This is a genomic window from uncultured Streptococcus sp., assembly GCF_963545685.1.
GTDB lineage: Bacteria > Bacillota > Bacilli > Lactobacillales > Streptococcaceae > Streptococcus.
Genome location: NZ_CAUUKN010000013.1, coordinates 1 through 20,590, shown reverse-complemented (window position 1 = coordinate 20,590; position 20,590 = coordinate 1). Strand labels below are relative to the sequence as shown.

General features: G+C 39.8%; 21 protein-coding genes and 1 pseudogene. 5 read left to right on the top strand and 17 right to left on the bottom strand.

The window, feature by feature from the left end:
- Nucleotides 1-15: 15 nt before the first annotated feature.
- From RWZ99_RS04130 to RWZ99_RS04075, 12 genes are all read right to left on the bottom strand, one after another.
- The gene (locus tag RWZ99_RS04130; RefSeq protein WP_314676622.1) at nt 16-411 is read right to left on the bottom strand and encodes a DUF4430 domain-containing protein; all 396 of its coding nucleotides are present in this window, start codon (nt 409-411) and stop codon (nt 16-18) included.
- Nucleotides 408-881 (bottom strand): hypothetical protein, encoded by a 474-nt coding sequence (locus RWZ99_RS04125; protein ID WP_314676621.1) that lies wholly within the window; start codon nt 879-881, stop codon nt 408-410. The genes RWZ99_RS04130 and RWZ99_RS04125 overlap by 4 nt, the downstream gene beginning before the upstream one ends.
- 116 nt (nt 882-997) lie before the next feature.
- Entirely contained in the window at nt 998-1,897 is a 900-nt protein-coding gene (gene htpX, locus RWZ99_RS04120; protein WP_314676620.1) for a zinc metalloprotease HtpX, read from the bottom strand.
- 1 nt (nt 1,898) lies between these two features.
- Nucleotides 1,899-2,459 (bottom strand): LemA family protein, encoded by a 561-nt coding sequence (locus RWZ99_RS04115; protein ID WP_013990801.1) that lies wholly within the window; start codon nt 2,457-2,459, stop codon nt 1,899-1,901.
- 148 nt (nt 2,460-2,607) lie between these two features.
- Nucleotides 2,608-3,609 carry a DNA/RNA non-specific endonuclease gene (locus RWZ99_RS04110; protein ID WP_314676619.1) on the bottom strand — a complete coding sequence of 334 codons (1,002 nt, stop codon included), beginning with the start codon at nt 3,607-3,609 and terminating at the stop codon, nt 2,608-2,610.
- Nucleotides 3,610-3,756: 147 nt separating this feature from the next.
- Nucleotides 3,757-6,912: a YSIRK-type signal peptide-containing protein gene (locus tag RWZ99_RS04105; protein ID WP_314676648.1), complete on the bottom strand. Its 3,156-nt coding sequence runs from the start codon at nt 6,910-6,912 to the stop codon at nt 3,757-3,759.
- Nucleotides 6,913-7,441: 529 nt separating this feature from the next.
- Nucleotides 7,442-8,353, bottom strand: coding sequence for an Rpn family recombination-promoting nuclease/putative transposase (locus tag RWZ99_RS04100; protein ID WP_314676618.1), 912 nt, complete (start codon nt 8,351-8,353; stop codon nt 7,442-7,444).
- A gap of 81 nt (nt 8,354-8,434) precedes the next feature.
- Nucleotides 8,435-10,165: a DUF2075 domain-containing protein gene (locus RWZ99_RS04095; protein WP_314676617.1), complete on the bottom strand. Its 1,731-nt coding sequence runs from the start codon at nt 10,163-10,165 to the stop codon at nt 8,435-8,437.
- Entirely contained in the window at nt 10,162-10,500 is a 339-nt protein-coding gene (locus tag RWZ99_RS04090; protein WP_314676615.1) for a nucleotide pyrophosphohydrolase, read from the bottom strand. The genes RWZ99_RS04095 and RWZ99_RS04090 overlap by 4 nt, the downstream gene beginning before the upstream one ends.
- A 113-nt stretch (nt 10,501-10,613) precedes the next feature.
- A complete protein-coding gene (locus RWZ99_RS04085; RefSeq protein WP_314676613.1) occupies nt 10,614-10,745 on the bottom strand; it encodes a hypothetical protein in 132 nt (43 codons plus the stop codon).
- 12 nt (nt 10,746-10,757) lie between these two features.
- Nucleotides 10,758-11,522 carry an SDR family NAD(P)-dependent oxidoreductase gene (locus RWZ99_RS04080; RefSeq protein WP_314676611.1) on the bottom strand — a complete coding sequence of 255 codons (765 nt, stop codon included), beginning with the start codon at nt 11,520-11,522 and terminating at the stop codon, nt 10,758-10,760.
- 30 nt (nt 11,523-11,552) lie between these two features.
- Nucleotides 11,553-12,710: an Mbeg1-like protein gene (locus RWZ99_RS04075; RefSeq protein ID WP_314676609.1), complete on the bottom strand. Its 1,158-nt coding sequence runs from the start codon at nt 12,708-12,710 to the stop codon at nt 11,553-11,555.
- 110 nt (nt 12,711-12,820) lie between these two features.
- Between RWZ99_RS04075 and RWZ99_RS04070 the strand changes: the two genes are divergently transcribed.
- Complete coding sequence (locus tag RWZ99_RS04070) at nt 12,821-13,447, top strand: Pr6Pr family membrane protein (RefSeq protein WP_314676608.1); 627 nt, start codon at nt 12,821-12,823, stop codon at nt 13,445-13,447.
- A gap of 36 nt (nt 13,448-13,483) precedes the next feature.
- Here RWZ99_RS04070 and RWZ99_RS04065 read toward each other — a convergent pair.
- A pseudogene (locus tag RWZ99_RS04065) lies at nt 13,484-14,326 on the bottom strand (HAD family hydrolase).
- A gap of 151 nt (nt 14,327-14,477) precedes the next feature.
- Here RWZ99_RS04065 and RWZ99_RS04060 point away from each other — a divergent pair.
- The 4 genes from RWZ99_RS04060 (at nt 14,478) to RWZ99_RS04045 (ending at nt 17,233) form a co-directional block, all read left to right on the top strand.
- On the top strand, nt 14,478-14,867 hold the full coding sequence (locus RWZ99_RS04060) for a sodium transporter (RefSeq protein WP_314676607.1): 390 nt from the start codon (nt 14,478-14,480) through the stop codon (nt 14,865-14,867).
- Between the two features lie 190 nt (nt 14,868-15,057).
- Nucleotides 15,058-16,005, top strand: a complete 948-nt coding sequence (locus RWZ99_RS04055) for a glycoside hydrolase family 25 protein (protein ID WP_314676606.1) — start codon at nt 15,058-15,060, stop codon at nt 16,003-16,005.
- Between the two features lie 113 nt (nt 16,006-16,118).
- Nucleotides 16,119-16,592 carry an aminoacyl-tRNA deacylase gene (locus RWZ99_RS04050; protein ID WP_064519130.1) on the top strand — a complete coding sequence of 158 codons (474 nt, stop codon included), beginning with the start codon at nt 16,119-16,121 and terminating at the stop codon, nt 16,590-16,592.
- Nucleotides 16,593-16,594: 2 nt separating this feature from the next.
- Nucleotides 16,595-17,233, top strand: coding sequence for a histidine phosphatase family protein (locus tag RWZ99_RS04045; protein WP_314676603.1), 639 nt, complete (start codon nt 16,595-16,597; stop codon nt 17,231-17,233).
- A gap of 98 nt (nt 17,234-17,331) precedes the next feature.
- Here RWZ99_RS04045 and RWZ99_RS04040 read toward each other — a convergent pair whose 3' ends face one another.
- The 4 genes from RWZ99_RS04040 to RWZ99_RS04025 all read right to left on the bottom strand — a co-directional run.
- Nucleotides 17,332-17,751: a hypothetical protein gene (locus tag RWZ99_RS04040; protein WP_314676602.1), complete on the bottom strand. Its 420-nt coding sequence runs from the start codon at nt 17,749-17,751 to the stop codon at nt 17,332-17,334.
- Between the two features lie 57 nt (nt 17,752-17,808).
- Nucleotides 17,809-18,711, bottom strand: a complete 903-nt coding sequence (locus RWZ99_RS04035) for an HAD family hydrolase (RefSeq protein WP_314676600.1) — start codon at nt 18,709-18,711, stop codon at nt 17,809-17,811.
- A gap of 325 nt (nt 18,712-19,036) precedes the next feature.
- Entirely contained in the window at nt 19,037-19,516 is a 480-nt protein-coding gene (locus tag RWZ99_RS04030) for a hypothetical protein (protein ID WP_314676599.1), read from the bottom strand.
- 13 nt (nt 19,517-19,529) lie between these two features.
- Nucleotides 19,530-20,590, bottom strand: a 1,061-nt coding sequence (locus tag RWZ99_RS04025; RefSeq protein WP_314676597.1) for a LysM domain-containing protein, incomplete at its 5' end; no start/stop codon positions are given.

Below are 20,590 nucleotides of genomic sequence, written 5' to 3'. Positions count from 1 at the left end.
TTAGAGTCTAGAATCTTAATTATACTTTTCTTGATAGAATATAATTTCATCACCATCTTGAACTTTAAGTTGGTTAGCGGCTTTCTCACCGAGTTTTCCATTGACATCAAACATCCAATAGATCCCCTTATCCTTGTCTTGAGAAATACCATCAATTTCAGTAATAAAACCATCATTTTCTTGAACAGGATATATTTCTTCTAAAACATCAAGAACTGTATCACCTTTTTTGATTTCTACAGATTTTTTCTTACTTTCCTTTTCAGTTTTCAAAATCAAGGTAACCTGACCTTGAACCTTAGACTGATGATTGTTGGTGCTACTAGTAAGTTTAGCAGCCTCATTTTTTCCACAAGCAGCTAAAGTAACAAGAGAAAAGGCAAGAACTAAATATATCGATAATTTTTTCATTTCAAAAATCTCCTAAAAATAGACTGGATAAATGGATAGAATAGAAGCGTCGATACTGCATGGTAGGTATCATAAAGAAGACCAGAAACAACAAAGGTAAGACCACTCTTAAATAGGAGGCCATAACTATAATCCATGAGAACTCCATAGAGAAAGGACAAAATAGTTACCAAAGCAATCTGCCAAACAAGTGATAACCTAGGTGCAATCAAACTCCAAAGAGCCATCAAAACGCCGAAGGTCAAGATTTGATTAAAAACCCAGGGACCAAACCCAAAGATGAATCCTGAGATTGACATGGTCAAAGCCATAATCAAGAGACCATCTACTAACCCCAAATAAAGAACTGCTACAAAAAACATGGCTGTAATGGGCTGAATATTTGGCAATCCTATAAATGCTGACCGCAATCCTACTGCCAGTGCTGATAGAATGGCTATCCGAGCCATTCGTTGAATCGTTAGTTTCATACATCTATTATGCCAGAAATAAGTTAACTTGACTAGGTATGTATTTATTAATTTAATTAAAAAGGAAAATAACTGCTAAAAGAAAGAGACCAATCACACGACTAGCCTCTCCTGTATTACATTTGTTTCAAGCGTTCCACCCGTTCTGAAATTGGGGGGTGAGTATAAAAGAGCTTCTGCAAACCAGATTCCTTTTTAGGATCATTGATATAGAGGGCTGCACTAGCATCATCCACGTGATGTTGCATAGGCGCACTATTATCAAGTTTGAGCAGAGCATTAATCATGCCTTGTGGGTTACGTGTCAATTCGACGCTAGAAGCATCAGCTAGAAATTCACGCTGACGTGAAATAGCCAACTGAACCAAGGTAGCCGCCAAAGGCGCCAGGATAATGGCAATCAAAGAAATAATGAGAAGAATAATTTCCAAACCGCTACTTCCATTACGGTCATCATCATTTCTACGACGGCCTCCCCCCCAGAACATCATATTACGAGCCATCCCAGCTAGCATGGTAATGGCAGATGCTAAGGCAACTGCTATGGTAGAAATTCGAATATCGTAGTTGCGAATATGACTCACTTCATGTCCGATAACCCCTTCAAGTTCCTCACGATTCATAACCGCAAGAAGACCTGTTGTAGCAGCTACAGCAGCATTTTTAGGGCTAGATCCCGTTGCAAAAGCATTCATTGAAGGATCATCGACAATAAAGACACGTGGCATTGGGATTTGGGCCACCATAGCCATGTCCTCGACCACATGGTAAAGGTCTGGAGCCGTTTGTTCATCAACTTCTCGTGCACCATTCATGGCCATGACGACATTTGTTGATTGGAAAATCATGGTAATGGCATAGATAAAACCAATAACTAAGGCAAGAATCAGACCACCAAAGCCTGAACCTAACCAAAGATAGCCGACACCGTAGCCAACAAGGCCCAACAAGAGGAAAAAGACCATGAGCAAAAGCCAAGTCTTTCTCTTATTTCGAGCAATTTGATCAAATAACATATTAGTTACCTAGTCCACTGAAATCAACCTTAGGCACAGCTTTTTCTTCTTCTGGTGTTTCAAGGAATTCAGCAGCCTTAAAGCTAAACATCTTAGCAATAACATTGCTTGGGAAGGTTTCCAATTTCACATTGTAGTTACTTGTCACACTGTTATAAAGTTGGCGTGAATAGGCAATTTTATTTTCAGTATTCGTCAACTCTTCTTGAAGCTGGCTGAAGTTAGCACTAGCCTTAAGATCAGGGTAACTTTCAGCTACCGCAAAGATGCCAGAAACCTGACGAGTCAATTCATCACTAGCACGCATAGCCGCTGCAGGAGAAGTCGCAGCTGCTACTTGATTACGAAGTTCTGCTACTTTTTCAAGCGTTGAACCTTCATATTTAGCGTAACCTTTAACCGTTTCAATCAAGTTAGGAAGGAGATCATTACGACGTTTCAATTGAACATCAATTTGACTCCATGCCTCCTTGGTTTGCATACGGCTTTTAACCAAGCCGTTATAACTTGCAATAACAAAAATCACAAGAACAACAATAATGGCAATAATAATCCAAATCATATTTAGTTTCCTTTCTTATACTTAAAAAGAGTCGGTACGACTTCTCTTACAAGTATTTTGATAGTCTCAGTATATCAAATTTTCAGATAAAAGTGGTAAAATGTGAGTCGTTTTGCAAAAAAACTGGACAAGATGTCCAGCTTTTTTATCACTCTTTAGTCGTGTGTCGTTTCCCTTGGGCTATGGCATCTGCTTCTGTCATGGTAACGACATTAGCCTTATTGGTATTGCTAGGCATACTGTTGATGTCATACCAATAAACATCTGCTGTTCCATGACGCGCCACATAAACTGTTCTACTTTCTTCTTGTGTAGGTTGCACAGGCTCTGGCTCAGAACTCGGTTGTTCAGCCACTTGTGAACTCTCAGAACTAGGCTCAGATGGTGCCTCAGTAAATTCAGTAACCGTATTTGTCGCTGTCCCATCCGCATAATTTATCTCTGCATTTGGTGATTGGTTATCCAAGACAACATGCGTAACTCCCTGACTGTCGAGAGTCTCCTTATCTCCACCAAGTTTAATTTCCAAGAGATTTCCAGAACTATCGATACCAACATACTGAAGTTCCACTTGGCGAGGCAACAACTCGTCTCCACTGTAGATAGCTGTTACCTTATAATCTAACCAATAGTTAGGGTGGAGTGCCAGCCAGTTATCCAAGCGATTCTCGTAATAAAGCATACTTGACTGATTACCCTCGTCGGTTCCTTTATAATTTCCAGAGTTTAACCAGGCAGTCATAGGTACTAAATTCTTGCCCTCGTCATTGACACCAGAAAACTGATAGCCAATCAAATGCCCTCGATTCATTAGCCAAGATTTTGATTTACCATCACCATAATAAAACTTATAGTTATGCCATCCTACAGGATCATATTTTATTTTACCGGGACGTTTATTCTTCGGCTCGTCCTTATCTTGTAACTGTATATGAGCACTGTGGGCACGTCCTAGCTGGTCCTTCTCCTCCATGACAAACTGCTTTTGACCATTAAAAGCTAATATACCATTGTTCTCATCCGCTTGAGCTACTTGAGAACTAACAGCCAATGAGTGTTTGCTAGTATCTACTGAAAATCCGAAACCTAAAGTAAATACTAAAACAAGAAGAGCAAATAAACGAATCCTACTATTTCTTTTTTCTTTCATTATCTTAACTCCTTAATTTTTTATCACTTTAATTATACAGGACCAAATCAAAGTGGATGATTAAAAATAAAGAATAATGACATTAGGTGTCTTAAAAAATTCTTAAGAACAAAAAAAACACCCATTTGACTGGATGTTTCTTATCCATTACTTACCTGCTTTCTTACCTTGTTTAGTAAGATAAATTGTAGATATACTTAGTGCAGCAGCAACTCCGACAAGAACCAGAACCGTAGAAGTCTGAGATTTTCCTTTTTCTTTTGAAGAATCACCCTGACTTTCAGAAGACTTAGCTGCCTGATTAGCCTCGGTTGCTTTATCAATTCGGGCGACATTCTTAGGTGTGTCATCCTTCTTGCCTTCCGCCAATTCTGATAAATCACTACCAGTCTCTTTAACAACACCTTCAGAGCTCTCGATTGAAGCTACTTCGGAAGCTAATGTTTCAGAGGCTATAACCGCCATGACTTTACTTGCGATGACATCCACAGAGTTCTCATTCAAAAGAGAATTAAAACGAATAGCTTCTGAGGCAAACTGACTGCTTGTTACAGGAGTTTTTAGGTCATTGTTATAGGCGACCTGACTATTTGTCGAAATACTGACAACTTCTGATGTACTTGCTGTAGTTGGTGCTTCGGAAACTTTGAGATTAACCTGACTTGTCGATCCCTTTTCAATAACTTCTGAAGAAAGCTCGCTAATTGGATTTTTCTGTGTGCTTTCTGAAGTTGGAGATTTTTCTGGACTGTCAGAAGTAATTGCTACGTCAACCTTACTAGTAGATGACGCAACTGATGTTTGCTCGCTATTTGGTGTTTCTGATGTTGAAGACTCAGAAATCACTTCACTGTTAGATACTTCAGAAACAGGGGCTGACGAGCTTGCCTCACTATTTGGTGACTCAGAAGCCGAAGTTTCAGAAATCACTTCACTGTTAGATACTTCGGAAACCGGAGCGCTTGAATTGGCTTCACTTTTCGCTGTTTCGGAAACTGAAGTCTCAGAGTTTACCTCACTGGTTGATGCTTCTGAGGTTGGGACGCTTGAGTTTGCTTCACTCTTTGCTGTTTCGGAAACTGAAATCTCAGAGTTTACCTCACTGGCTGATGCTTCTGACGCTGGCACGCTTGAACTGGCTTCACTCTTTGGTGTTTCTGAAAGTGAAGTTGCGGAAACCACTTCACTGTTAGATGCTTCGGAAACAGGGGCTGACGAGCTTAACTCACTCTTTGGTGACTCAGAAGCTGAAGATTCAGAAATCACTTCACTGTTAGAAGTCTCTGAAACTGAATTATTGACAGGGGTTGGTTCAGGTTTTGTTGGAGAAACTGTTGAGACATCGCCAACAATCGTCGCTTTGTTGTCAATTGTATTGTTAGACAAACGGATTTCTCCATTACCATTGTCCCCCATCTCAAAGTTCTTGGTAATCACTGGGTCAGCCAAGGTATTCAATAGCTTATTATCGTAGACATCAACATTCTTGATTGTCCCACGAACTTGTTGGAAATCAATTGCACCTCGGTGGAGATTATAGAGGTCATTTGTTGTCCCTGAACGGAGAATAGTATTATCATGAATCTTAATTCCAGAATCATTGAGGTCGAAATTATGACCTGCAAAAACCGTATTGACACGAATACCTGCTCCAGCAAAGACGTCCTTAATGAGGTTTCCTGAAATCTCATGCCCCTTTCCACCAAAAATACCGATACCAGCAGCACGCCAGCCTGCTTCAATGGTGTTGTTGAGGAATTTATTATTTTCCTCAGCTGCGGCATTCGTCCCATCTGAAATACTTGACCAGATAGCCAAACCGTCATCACCATTCCCACGGATATTAGAGTTTTTAACCGTTGAATTCTTGGTTCCTTGAGCAAAGTTAATACCATCAGCCAAGTTATTACGAATACGAGCATTTTCAACGACAAGACCATCCGTATACTTCATATTTCCCGTTTGGTCATAGTCTCCAATCCACATACCAACTTCAAAATGCTGAACCCAGATATCATGAATTTTCGAATCTTTGCCAAGTGTTCCCGAAATAGCCTTGTACTGTGCGTCTTCGTTATAACGAGAGGTCAGGTTGGAATCCATATAAAGATTGCTCAACTCAATACCATTACTATTATGACCGAAGACAATCCCACCACCATAGCGTTTGTCACTTGTGAAGTGCAGTTGTGTATGCCAGACACCAGCACCTGAAATTTTTAGATTATCAGCTTCGATATTAACTTGTTTGTCAAAATTGAAACGTCCCTCTGGAATATAGACAGATTTTCCGCTGGCTTTAGCTTCTTCAACAGCCGCAAGTAAGGCAGCTGTGTCATCACTATCATCATTGGCAGATGCACCCTTATCCACAATACTGATGCTATTTTCACCTTGGGGAACTGGCGCTGGAGCCTGTTCTAGCTCAATAAAATCAATACCATAAGGGACATTGTCATCTTTCTTCTTAACCAGAGAAATCTTATCACCAGATTTCAATTGGATGTCCTTGAGGAGAAGACGTGTCTCATCAAAACGGAAACGTGCACTTGATCCATCAATAGCTTGATCATACTCATGGTCACCTTTGAGGTACTGCCATGCTGAATGAGATGACAAATCAAGATTACCGACACTTGAACCATTAACCTGCACATCCAACTGACCTGATGCACCATCAGGTATTGTATAACGCACATTCAAAGCATTGGCTGGCTCGGTCACGTTGAAGGTAACTGCCGCATCTTTTTTAGGAAGCTCGACATAAGTTTGGTTAGTCGCTTCCACAGCCGTAGATTCCATGTCCGTTGACTGTTGAATTGTAGCTCCATTTTCGACAGTCGCATTTTCGGCTTCATGAGTCGTGTAAGGCATTTTGGCACCGTAGGCATCTGTGCTATACTCCCTGCCTTGAACTTGATCCTCAGTCGCATTTGTTAAAACATTTGCTGACGTTCCTTGATTTTGAGAGGTCCCTGTCTCAACCACTTGATCGATGGTCGGAGTCTGTTCAGCTGCTTGAACAGTCGTTACCTGAGGTTGAGACGGCATAATATTGGCAGGCTGAGAAGCTTGTACTGTCTCAACTGATACTGGTTCAGAAGACGCTAATTGTGCTGTTGAAGCCGTTTGAGGAGCCTGAGCCTGATTTGAAACATCAGTCAAGTCACTAAGCGATTGGGCCTCGTCAGCCTTAACTACTTGCCCATTTGCAAGGGCCATGAAGCCAATCAAAGCTGATGCTGCCCCAATAGAATATTTACGGATACTGTACTTTGGTTTCGTTTTACCTTCTCTAAACAAGTTAATTCTCCTGATACTTTTTTTCACAATCTCTCCATTTTAGTTCCAAGTTATTCTTGAAACTAAAAATAGAGACTCTCAAATATTAGATGTATTTAATGATGCTGTTGTTTTTTTAATTCAAAACAAACCAAAACAAATTATAAGTCATGAGAAAACAAAATAAAAGGCCAAGTAATCCATTTTAACAAGGCCTTAACAAAAATGTCATATTAGAAAGTTCAGTTATTCATTCCTAAATTATAGTCTAAAAATGTCGCACAAAACGATGAGTTCTGCCACATGTAAGGAAGACAGAAATCTAATTACCCTCCAAGCCTTATTTAGCAAGAGTTACCCGTCAAAACATTTAAATGATTTAAGTCTTTTTTCTCAGATTTCTGTCAAACGTTTGACAGTCTTTTTTAATTTTATCTTTCAAAGTATTATTTTCCGAATGTTTTAGTATTACAAATGTTAAATAGCAAAAAATAAAAAAGAGACAAAAACTGCCTCTGACCATTCAACAAAATGATTAAATCAACTGATTTTAAGATAACAACTCCTCTAGTTCTTCAAGTGATAAACCTGTCACATCTGACACAACTTCTATCGGTAGACCTTTTGAGAGCATCTTGCGAACCAACTCTAGACGCTCCTCATGACGGCCTCGCTCCAGTCCCTGCTCTAATCCTCGCTCCAAGCCTTCTTCCCGTGCTTCATCGATAGCTGTTTCCATGGTCATGTCATAATTTTCTTGAATACGTATACGTTCATCAATCATCGCCTTTTCCTCCTGTGTCCAGCTGGATGAATCCAGTAATGAATCGGCATGCGTGACCGCTTGACTAGGTGCCTTAGAAAATGGGAGATTTCCAAAAAACTCTAGCCACTGCCGCCCTTCATCCGTAATATGCTTATCTTTATTATACTTATCCAACTCTAAAAAGGCAATCTGAAGAAGGTTCTGCCGTTTCCCGTCCTTATAGTAAGCATTCAAAGGCTTACCCGTCTGACTATTGGCCATCCAATAAGTATTAATCGGGGACTCCTCATCTGGCAACAAGGTCTTCTCCAAGATAGCTATGCCATAAACTGGCTCCATCTGTTCGTACATCTTATGCGTCTGCCCTTGTTGTCGTAATTGTTGCACATTTTCCACCAACTGGTTAGCCAAATAATAATGAAAACGATTGAGAAAATAATGCTGCTTACGCACCTGAATCTCAATAATAACCTCGGTTCCATCATTCAACTTGGCTCGAACATCCACTGACGTTGAGAAAAGCTCATCCTCATCAAAGGCCTTTTTATGAAGCTGGGTCCCCTCCAAAATCTGGGCATCCACAACATCCAAATCCAAAATATCTCGAATAAAAGCCACCGTCACCTCCGGCAGACTGAAAATCTTCTTGGCCATGATGTCCAAGGTCGGTGAGACATGCTTGTGTCTTTTTTCCATATACCTCTCCTTAAGAAAAAATAGAGGGATGGTCCCTCTACTTCTATCTATTCGGAAAAGCTTTGGAATAAGTGAGATATCTTATTTCGTTGCATTTTTTAATACTTGTTGAAGTTCTTCATCTACGGCATAAACATATAATCCATTCACACCTCGAGTAAGCAATACATTCAATTCATTTCGTAACAAGATCTCACCGTAGTTCACCAATTCGCCAGAATCCAATTTTCTATTTTGGACAGCACTTTTATTTTTGCTTTCACTTATATCAAAAACAATCTTACCATCTCTATATTTTACAGAAGGACCAATGATGACTCCCACATAATTTAGGTCAAATCCCTGAACGGTAAACGTTGATCCTACTTCATGAATCGTTTGAGACTGTTCTATCCAGGATAAATGCTTAGTGTCTTTTTCTTTTGCAAGTTGTCTATTCCATGGACAAGACCAGTCCCCAATACGGACACACCAATATTCCGAATCTGTTGGCTTTGATTGGCTACTATATTCCCAATCATAGGTTGCTGTTAAGCGTGAAATTCCTAAATTTTGATTTTCGTCTTTTTTCATGATTGCATTTTGTAGTTCCTCAGGGGAGTCAAAAACTTTAATATCATAATCATTATCAATTGGAACCTTATTCACAACTCCAGCATCAATCAAGTTTCTTATCCACTCAACTGTTTCCTTTGTCGCATGGATACGCATTTGATTATGTAGGGTAATGAGATTTCCTTTTAGATTTGCCTCGTGTTCTAATTTCAAGAAAGAATCATCTGTCCATATTTGAGATTTGTTCATAATCTGATTCTCATCATAAACAAGTACTACTACTTTTGATTTAGTAAGTAAATCATTTAAATGATTCCCACCTAAATAAGCTTGATTTTTCGCAGTCAATAATAAATGACCTTCATCAACCACTACAATTCCAGCATCTCTTTTTTCTTTTTTCAGAGCATTCAAAAATTGAGTTGGTTTCATCACAACATTAATATTTGATCCACTCTTCCATTCCAATTTTTTCTCAATTTCTTGGTAAACGCTGAGTTGATCATCATGATTCACAACCAAATTGATATCATTGTTTTCACGAATCATTTGAATATCTTCAGAATTCAATAAATCATCAACAAGAGAACTCATCAAAACTGTTTTTCCTGCACCAGCATCACCCTTTACTAAAATTAAAACTCCTGTTTCATTTTTACTAATGACAGAGGTGATTTTGAGCAATATTTCATTTTTTGCCTTTACTTGCTCATCCGTTAATTTGTGAAATGGGGAAGATTTAAAGATTGCCGAATTTCGAATAAAACTTTCAGCAGGGAATAAATAATGGTTTTTCCGGTTTAGTGTTCTCCAAATCTTCGAAAAAATCTCGTCTAACTCTTCAGAAGTATAATATTGGTTTTGAGGATTTCCTCTTCTATTCTGAACCCGTTCAACTTGGTCAACACTTGAAAGATATAGCATTAACCTATTCTCAATATCCAAGGTCAAAGATTTATTGAAATGGTTATGCCCAATAACAAACATTTTAGATGTTTTAGATTGTTCAAACTGTCGCCAATCTTCTCGATTCTTTTTAATGTCATCTGATAAATGCTGATTTGTTCTTCGAATGATATCTGTTGTCTCTCCGACGTAGACACTATACTTATTTTTGCTCTCATCGTTTACGATATATACAGTTGGATAATCAAAAATAAGCTTAGAATGTTTTGGTGTGATTGTATCTTTTATTTGATCAAATGTCTGACTTGAATAGTCGATTTCTATGACTACGGGTGATTGAATCTTACTCATTTTTTCTCCAAGTCCGTATATTTTTTATTATTTCCTTTGCTTAATTCTACAGGATACTTTTTTGCATTTATTTCAATCTTTTCTTTTATAATTTCTTCTACATCCAAGTTCAGGTTATCTGCCATCATAAAAGAATAAATCAATACATCAGCAAGTTCTTCTTTAATTTTTTCAAGTGAGCTCTCTACTACTTCTTCTGAATTTTTCCATTGGAACAACTCAAGAAGTTCACTTGCTTCTAGTGATATGGAAATAGCTAAATCCTTTTCATTATGAAATTTTCGCCAATCTCTATCATCTCTAAATTGATTGATTTTTTTCATTAATTCCTTCATTTTGTTACCTCGACATTGTCGTAATCCCTTACATTATAGCATTTTCACGGTTTCTTTCATAGTTTTGGGAAAATTCAAACAAAAAACACAGCTTGGTGCCATGCTTTCATCGTCTATTTACGGACCTTTTTCTGAATGAGCTTTTCCACTCTTTGATTACTGGCTTCAATTTCTTCCTTGCTAAAGAGTTTTGATCGCAAGTCTTTCCAGCTTCTGCCGATGGCTGAATTAGTTTCATTCTTCATAAGTTTCTCCTTTCATTCCACCCTATGAATCGTAAACCCTGTGGCTTGCTGGTTAGCCATGATGGTCATGTCTGAAATCTGGACACGTCGTGGTTGCTTGGTGACGTAGAGGACCGCCTCCGCAATATCTTGGGCTTGGAGGGCTTCCAAACCTTGATAGACCTTGGCTGCCTTATCCTTGTCACCGTGAAAGCGAACTTGAGAAAAGTCGGTCTCAACGATACCTGGCTGAATGGTTGTCACCTTGATATCTGTGGCAATGGTATCGATACGAAGCCCATCACTGAACGTTTTTACAGCAGCCTTGGTTGCTGAATAAACAGCGGCGCCTGCATAAGCATAAATACCTGCTGTAGAGCCCATATTGATGATATGCCCCTCATTGGCAGCAACCATGCTTGGCAAAATCTGACGTGTCACCATCATCAAGCCCTTGACATTGGTGTCGAGCATGGTCAGCATGTCCCATTCTTCATAATCTTGATAGGCTGTTAGACCTAGTGCCAATCCTGCATTATTGACTAAAATATGGACCTGCCCCACACTTTTGAGAATGGCTTGACAAACATCCTTAACCATCTCCAAATCTGTGACATCCAGTGCAAAGGTCCAAACTTTTTGGTCTGGATAGGTCGCTTGAAGCTCTTCTTTCAAGGCTTCTAAACGCTCCACACGGCGACCTGTTAGGATGACATTTTCTCCCTCTTTGGCAAAGGCACGCGCTGTTGCTTCGCCAATTCCTGATGTTGCTCCTGTAATAAGTACGTTTTTAGTCATGATATCCTCCATTTCTATCACTCTAAATCTCTAATCGTGATTCCTTAACTCGTTTAACTTCTTGATAAAATCAGGAAGTTCTAACTTGGGCAGGTTAGTTTTCTTGTTCCCTGACTTCCAAAATATCCAGAGTAACTGTTTGAAACCGTCTTGAAGAACCTTCTTTTGTTGGTTAGTAAGATTGCCAAATTCTTGCAACAACTGACCTAGCTTAGGCAAAGCTTTTATCCCAATATCGTCTAGACTTTCAATTCCAGAATCAAGAATGGTATCAAAGAATAAATCAAAGACTTGCTTGAGTTGTTGATTTGGCAAGGTCTCAATCCATTTTTGGAAGGTTTCTTCCAAACGTTGACTCAACTCTGTTGGCTGCTCCTCATGAACAAAATCATTTGTCGCCAAATCAACCTCCCAGGTCAAGGCATTATGTTGAGCAAATCCAATGCCTTCTGCTGCAACAAGCTGAGCAGGCATATCCCAGTAGAGCATGACTCCTACAACAGAATCTTGAGGTCTGATAACAGTCATCTTAGCTTTCAACTCTTGGTATGAAGGCTTCTCTAAGAGTGATTTCATCAAACCTGGAGAATCTAAGAGCAAGAGCTCTGCTATTTGCTCACGTAGAGCAGGCGAGCTTTGAACAGCCGAATAGAGGGCAAGATTACCACCCTTGGAATGTCCAGAAACAATGATATGACCACTGAGGTTTGGCAAGTACTCAGACAGAAAGGCAAGAGCTGAGCGATGGGCTGAAATTTCCCTACTGTAGGTCAGCTGAAAATCCTCCTTCCAACCAATGACGCTATCATCTGTCCCACGAAAGACAATCTGCTGGTAGTCCAGTTCAGGCAGACTGAAAATCATGGCCGCAAATTGCTTTTCGACTTCCTTGTCCAAAACACTACGGTAGTTACTTAGATTAAGTCCAGCAAAACGCCTTGACCTAACCATAGCTTCAGCTAGTTTCACCCGTTCCTTAGTCACCATGAAGCTGTAGTCTAGATTCAGGTCCTTACCCTCGACATAATCATGTAAATTGATGGTCTTCTGTAACTCACTTGCTGTGAGCCATTTTTCATAAGGCAGGTAGCCGATTTCGTTGATACATACCTTATCCAAGATATTGAGAGGCTCTTGATCAAACGTAAGCTCCGTCACCTTTTCAAGATAATCGATTAGATTGGGCATAGTAATCTCCTTGAAATCTTTCTTACTTTGATTTTACTAGAATTGTCACAGAATTGTTAGTGAAAAATGTGATATGATAAGAGAGATTATTTACTAAGAAAAGGAAACTTATGACTATTTCACGATTTTACCGTATCTTATTAGCTCTTTGTGGGCTTGTGGGAGTCTCTATCCAAATCTATGACGATGGTTGGGCCATGCTTCTCTACTACACCGTTTTGTCCAATATTCTGGTCTTCTCAAGTTTGATTTTCTTTATCATCTATGACTTCAAAAAAGGAGACGCTACGACTAACACCAAACTCCTGCGCTACAAGGGGGGCGTAACCATGGCTATCCTCATCACTGGAGTTATCTACCACATCCTGCTAGCTCCTATTACAGAACCTGAGAATTACTGGACAGTAAGAAATTTCTTGGTTCACTATATTGTGCCTTGGGGCATGGTGCTTGACACTCTCATTTTCGATGCTAAGAAAGCCTATTGTCTACGCGAGCCACTTTACTGGTCCCTAGTTCCACTGTCTTACTTCGCCTTTGCCCTTCTAAACGGACTGGTTCTAAAACTGCCAATTCCAGGTGCCAAAGACAGTCCCTTCGCCTACTTCTTTATCAACGTCAATAAATTTGGTTGGAACAAGGTTATGATAAACGTCCTAGTCATCAGTGCTGGATACATTGCTGTTGGCTATCTCTTGTTCCTCTTGAAAAAATTTATCGGTCGTAAACCAACCTAAAATACAAACTGAGCTCCAAAAGGAACTCAGTTTTTTCTATTTCAACAAGCCTAATTTATCAAAAGCCTTATAGAGGCCATCAACTTCAACATCGTCTGTTACAAAGTCTGCCATAGCCAAGATTTCTGGACCACCATTGCCCATGGCAACACCAATCTCACAGTATTCCAACATAGGGATATCAATCTTGGCATCACCAAAAGCAATAGTGTCCGATCGCTTAGCCCCCAAATGCTCCAAAAGGACATCAATAGCATGAGCCTTGTTAATATCCTTAACACCTAAATCACCAAATAAGGCCGTTTCGCCTCGCCCTCCCCAAGTATGGGCCTCAAGCTGTGGAAAAGTTTCTTTTGAATCTAGATGGTCCTGATAGGATTCTAAAACGAAACTGACCTTGTTTAAATCATCACGATAGAGCTCCTCACCATACTGAAGGCCATGAAGAAAATCTTCTGGTTCCTTACCAGCGACAGACTCTTCTGACTGCCCCTTTTGAATGGCGTAAGTCTTAAGTATCTCGCGTGCTCGCTCACGAAAATCAGGACTAGCAAAGAGACCATTATTGCTCTCAAGATAAAAGGCTAGATGACGTTCGGTCAACCAATCCACAATCTTAGCAGCGTCTTCCTAGGAAATCAGTTCATGCATAAGGACCTGACCATGATGCTCCACATAAGAGCCATTGCCACCAATCATCCCATCTAAGCCAATCTCCCATAATTCTGGTTGCATTTCTGCCTTGCTACGACCAGTACAAACATAGACCAGATGGCCGTTTTCACGGGCCCGACGAATAGCCTTCACTGCTGATTCGGGAATGCGGTTATGATAATCCACCAATGTCCCATCAACATCTAAAAAAATAAGTTTTGACATGATATTACCTCAAGTATTCTTTTCCCCTATTATACCCTTATATTGATTTAAGAGATACTATTATCCTTGGACAAACTGATACTATCCTACGATAGTATTCTTTCCAATCCAATGCATTGCCATTTCGCATGAAAGAAGCTATCATGAAAATATGAACGATTTAAAAACAATACTGAACCATTTGCCCTATAAACTAGCAGCTTATGATGCTAGAGGAAAGTTTCTCTATGACAATGGTGGTGCAGACGGTAGCTTCTTCCCCCGTGAGTCTGAAAATCTACCCGATTGGATTCTGTCTGAGGTCTTGGCTTCTCCTACCAAAGAAATAAGTTATCAAATTCCCACAGATAGTTTTGATCAAATCCTCATCCAGACCTATCAGGCTGCTCTCGACCAAGAAGGAAATGTCCTGGGATTTTGGGAAACCGTTTATGATTTGAAACAACCTCTCAAGACCTATCTGGACAGTTCTGCTCAAGCTCTTGTAGCTTGGTCTGATGCCACTAGTGGTGCTAGTTTCAGGGGGGAATCAGACACTTAATCTAAATATTTCTATTTAATAAATGAAAAATTCACTTAATTCATAACTATCTCAGAATGTACTTATTCATAAAAGTCATCCAAGCAAGCACAACCAAGGCTTTTACCAAATCAGTCACTTTAATATCTCTCACATAATTTATAAACATACTATTTTGCATTTTTGCGTTATTTAAGGTAGAATGGGACTAATGAGAAAAAGAATAAAACCGATCGTTGTTTACGTGGTTCTAGCTCTTTTAGGATTAGCATTAGTTATCGCAAATATTCACAATACGTCCAAACAGCAGGCGCATCTTGAAAACGTGAAATCTGCTATTCCTTCTGCTACTACACCAAAAACAACAACCAGTAGTACATCTGACAGTTCCGATGAGGAGCTGATACTCAATCCCATTATTGACCTTTCGGGTTGGCAACTTCCTCAGGATATCGATTACGATGTCTTGTCAAATCATATTTCTGGTGCTATCATCCGCGTCTTTGGTGGATCACAGATTAGTAAGGATAGCAATGCCGCCAGCTCAAATGGGATTGACAAATCTTTTAAAACACATATCAAAGAGTTCCAAAAACGTGACGTTCCAGTTGCTGTCTATTCCTACGCCCAAGGTACTTCTGTCAAAGAGATGAAGGAAGAAGCTCGTATTTTCTACAAAAATGCTTCTCCATACAAGCCTACCTTTTACTGGATTGACGTTGAAGAGGAAACCATGTCTAACATGGAGGAGGGTGTCCAAGCCTTTCGTGCTGAGCTCAAACGTCTGGGAGCTGAGAATGTTGGCCTCTACATTGGTGCCTATTTCATGCTTGAGCAAGAAGTGTCAACCAAAAACTTCGATGCTGTTTGGATTCCAGCCTATGGTACCGACTCCGGTTATTATGAGGCTTTACCGAATACTGAAATCGACTATGATTTACACCAATATACATCACAAGGAAGCCTTCCTGGTTTCGACAATATCCTAGATCTTAATCAAATCAACCCTGAGAAAAACAAGCGTAAAACCTTTGAAAAACTCTTTGGTGAGATTAAGCAAAAAACAACAAAAAATAAGAAGACTACTTCGACAAGTTCAACTAGCTCAGGAACTGTAACCAGCTCATCTAGTTCCTCAAAGTCGTCTAGTAGTGAGTAAAAACCAGTGTTTCAACCACTGGTTTTCTTCTTGCCCAAATTGACTTAGGCGTGTTTGGACGAATGTGTTATAATGGAGAGTAGAAATTTATAACTTTGAAAGGAGATAACACAATGGCTAAGAAAAGCAAAGTCAAGAAGACCTTGGTCGACCAAATTCTTGATAAGGCTAAAATAGACCATGATAGCTTATCCTTCAACGGTTTAGAAGGAGAGCTTCCAGAGGATGTGGCGCGTGAGAGCATCTATAAAACCCTAGCCCTTAAAGGGGATAAGACAGGACCAGTCATCGGTATCCTTCCTATCACTGAGCACCTGTCTGAAAAGAAATTAGCTAAAATTTCAGGCAACAAGAAAGTTCAAATGATTCCACAAAAGGATCTCCAAAAAACAACTGGCTATGTACACGGGGCCAACAACCCTGTGGGAATTCGTCAAAAACACAATTTTCCCATTTATATTGACCAGTCCGCCCAAGAAGCAGGTTTTCTTATTGTCTCAGCTGGAGAGATTGGGCGTTCTATCCGTATCAATAGTCAAGAACTTGCTGATTTCGTTAATGCCGAATTTGCTGATATTAAGGAGTAATCATGAAACTATATTTTGTACGCCACGGTAAAACCCAGTGGAATTTGGAAGGACGGCTTCAAGGTTCCAAGGGAGACTCCCCCCTTCTCAAAGAATCTATTGAGCAAGTCCGTGAGCTTGGCCGTTACCTCAGTGATACTCATTTCGACTTAGTCTTCTCAAGTGATTTGCCACGCGCTAAAAAAACGACTGAACTCATCATGGAGTCACAACACCCTAAAGCCAAAATTACCTATACTGAGGCTTTGCGTGAGTGGCAATTGGGGAAACTAGAGGGACAAAAAATTTCTATCATTCAAGCAATTTATCCCAAAGAAATGGATGCCTTTCGTCATAACCTGGCCAACTTCTGTGCCAACGACTTCCAAGCGGAGTCCGTCTATCACACAACCAAACGTGTAGCTGACTTAGTCCGAACACTTAAAGATAGTGGTGCGAAAAACGTCCTCCTCGTCGGTCATGGAGCTAATCTAACAGCTTCTATTCGTAGTCTACTTGGCTTTGAACCTGGTCTTCTTCGAAAAGCCGGTGGTCTTGACAATGCATCTGTTACAATTATTGAGACAGATGATTGTGAGCACTTTACCCTCAGATCTTGGAATGATACATCCTATAGGAATCAAGTCAACAAAATTAGCTAAGTCATCATCTTATATCATAAAACAGGCGGTCCTTAACTAGGGTCGCTTTTTCGCATGCAAAAACCCCAAAAGCTATTACTTTTAGGGTTACTTGGCAATTATTTCCGACTCGGTTCATCTGGCAAACGATCTAATTCGACACCAAAGTCTCGGGCCAAGTTCTCTAGTTCATTTTCAAAATCGTCTAGTTCCTGTAACACAAGATCATACTGTCCCTCAGACAGCAAACGTTTAAAACGAAGACCACGACTTAAGACAAATTCCATGTCTATCTTAACATCACCAGAAACATGCTCCCAATAGTTATTAGCAAATTCTCTTTGCTTTTCTTCAGCCTTAAGGTGATCCGCCAATGCACAAAATGAATCCCAGGCAGCACTCTTCATCTGCTCCGCATCTCTAACCCCCTCAAAGAGATCATCACGTTTGGCTTTGAGGGCTTCTACCTCTTTTATCAAAGCTTCACGCTCAGTACTTAGGGCTTCAATATCTTGTTTTAAGTTGTTTGTTTCCACCATTTCACGTCTCCCTTCTCACATCCTAGACAATAAAACGGCCACGCAAGTCCGTTTTATTTATCTTCCATATTTCATACGAAGAATTTTTTCCTGATTAGCATCCAAACGAAGGAGAATAACTACCTTATCAATACTCATATTGCTCTCAAGAAGACGCTCAGCTGCCATCATAAGACCATTGTTGATACCCAGTTGAAGGACTGGATTTTCTTTATCGTTAATATCAAAGATATATTTGTTATTTGGAAGATCAAAAAGGACTTTGACAGCTCCAAAGAGTTGCTCAAAACTATCGATTTCCAAGTCAAAGACTGGTTTCGTACCAGGTTTAAGACTACGTCCACGGTGGTTAAACCACATAGAATGCCAGCCGCCGTTGAAGGCACCCTTGACATCATTGTCGTATGAATCTCCGACGTAGAGAGTCGTTGATGGATTCATATCAAATTGCTCAGCCGCAAGATTGAAGATTTCCTTTTCTGGCTTTTGGAATCCTGTCGCCTGACTGACGATGACACGTTTAGGATCCACGTAATCGTATAAGCCCAACTTCTTGACTTTCTTAAGTTGGTGCTCTGTTGGTCCATTGGTAATAATTCCCATACGAACATTTTTTTCCTTGAGGAAATCAAGGGTCATGCGCATTTCATCAAGCATAGTGATGTTTTCCAACTCATGCTCGTAAACCTCTTGGAAATGGTTACCCGTTTTTTCATCGATTTCGTGGTAGCCAAACTCCAAAAGTGTTTCTTTACAGCGCCAAAAACGGAAATATTCGGTTGTCCACTCACCGGCCATTACACGTGGAAAACCGATGTCAGAATAGTGGCGAAAACGAATGTAGGCTTGATTCATGTGGGTCATATCAAAGTCAGGGAAACATTTTTCCATGGCAATACGATAAGGCGCCTGTTGGTCATAAATAGTGTCGTCAACGTCAAAAACAATAGAGGTAATCATCTGTCCGCTCTTTCTTATGTCGTTCTCTTGTCAGAGACTTAGGCAAACTAGAAGGTCAAATAACAGAACTGATAAAGCAGTCAACCCCTGAGTCTAAGTCTTACAAAAGTTGCTTTAAGTCAACTGTCTATAGGCAGTCCTGCTTATCTGTTCTTTTGACTAGCATGAAATTGCCCAAACAGTCTTATTATACCGTTTTTGCTCTCTCATTTCAATTTTTGGCCATAATTAAGAAAATATTATTCGTGATTTGCAGTATTTCAAATAGAAAAAAGGTTTGAAACATTACATTCCAAACCTTAGGCATCTTTTTATCATCGGATGCTTATTTAATTTCTTTAAAGGTCATTTTTTGTTTCACTTCACCCTGACCACCTTTGGCAATCTGGTAATAGAAATCCTTTGATGTGAAATGGTCGCCAAAAGCAAAGACCTTGTTGTACTGCCATTGTGACAATTGATCATCCTCTTTTTTACCGAGAGTCAAAGTTGTTTTTGTCACGCTGTATTCCCATTTAGCTGTTTGGTCATTATAGGCCTTGTCAAAATCAGTCTGGCTCTTAGCAGCATTTACCACTGTCGTACGGTCCTGACTCACGAGTGCCTTGTTACCACCTTCTTGGAAGGCGACATACATGACACGATCGTTGACCTCGCCATTTAAAGAACTTGAATATTGGTAAACCTTACCAGGTACAACACTATCCAAATGGTGTGACCCCCAGTAATAGAAGACACCAAAACCAGCACCCGTAACCAAGAGACAAGCAAGAACAACACTAATAATGATATTTCTCTTTGACATGCTTGCCCCCTCTCTATTCGTCACCAGTTAGGTCAGACAAAGTTGCCTCTGAGTCTGTTTCAGTATGTCTTGAAGAACTTGATGATGAACGTTCAACACTTGATGAGCTTGAACTCATGCGTGTTTCTGTTTGAGAATCATCACTTGATGAAGTTTTTGATTCAGATGAGGATTCAGTGCTTGATGATGAACTTTCTTTTTCTTTATAAACATCAACGTTGAAGGCCCACATATCACCCTTGTAAGTTACCTTAATTTGGGCATATTTTGCCTTGATAAGGTCTGACATTTTACCACCATTGTTAAGGGTGTCGTAAATCTTTTCAGCGAGAGCTTTGGCATTGGCTTCAGTTTTGGCACCATCTTTAGGACCATTAGCAATATCTTCATCTTTAGCAGTTTCACCTTGGCGGTAAAGGGCTGTGCTTTCAGTGTCCTTCTTATCCTTAGCATTTAGACCATTCTTATCATCTACATGCGAGAAGAAGGTCCATGCAGGACTACCTTTGTGTTTTTGTTGATAAATATTTAAGAATTCTTCTTGAACCTTGTCTTGGAAAGCATCCTCAGTCAATTCTTTTTCTTTAGAAGCATCTGTGCTTGCTTTACTGTCACTGCTACTTGCTGTTGAGCTTGATGCAGAAGGGTTAGAAGAACTTGTTGAACTTGATGAAGCGTCTTTAGATTCTGATGATGAAGAAGATGACTCCTTGCTTTCTTTAGAATCTTTATCTTTATCGCTAGTATTGTTGTTATTGTTATTTGAGAATGAAATGCTATTATCAGAATTATCTGGAGCGTAAATCATTGTATTTTTAGAGTGATCATCAGATACAAAAGTGCTGTTATTGATAATCACTCGGTTGTTATCGCCATAGTAGTTGTTGATAACAATCTTAGAATGTGCACAACGGTGACCATTACCAGTCACACGATAGCCTGCTGGTACATCACCATCACGTTTTAAAATAAGGACATCACCAGCAAAGATAAGATCAATATTCTGAATATTGTTATCATAGGCTAATTTTTCAATAGAGATTCCAGTCGCTTGAGAGATTCCCCACAAGGTAT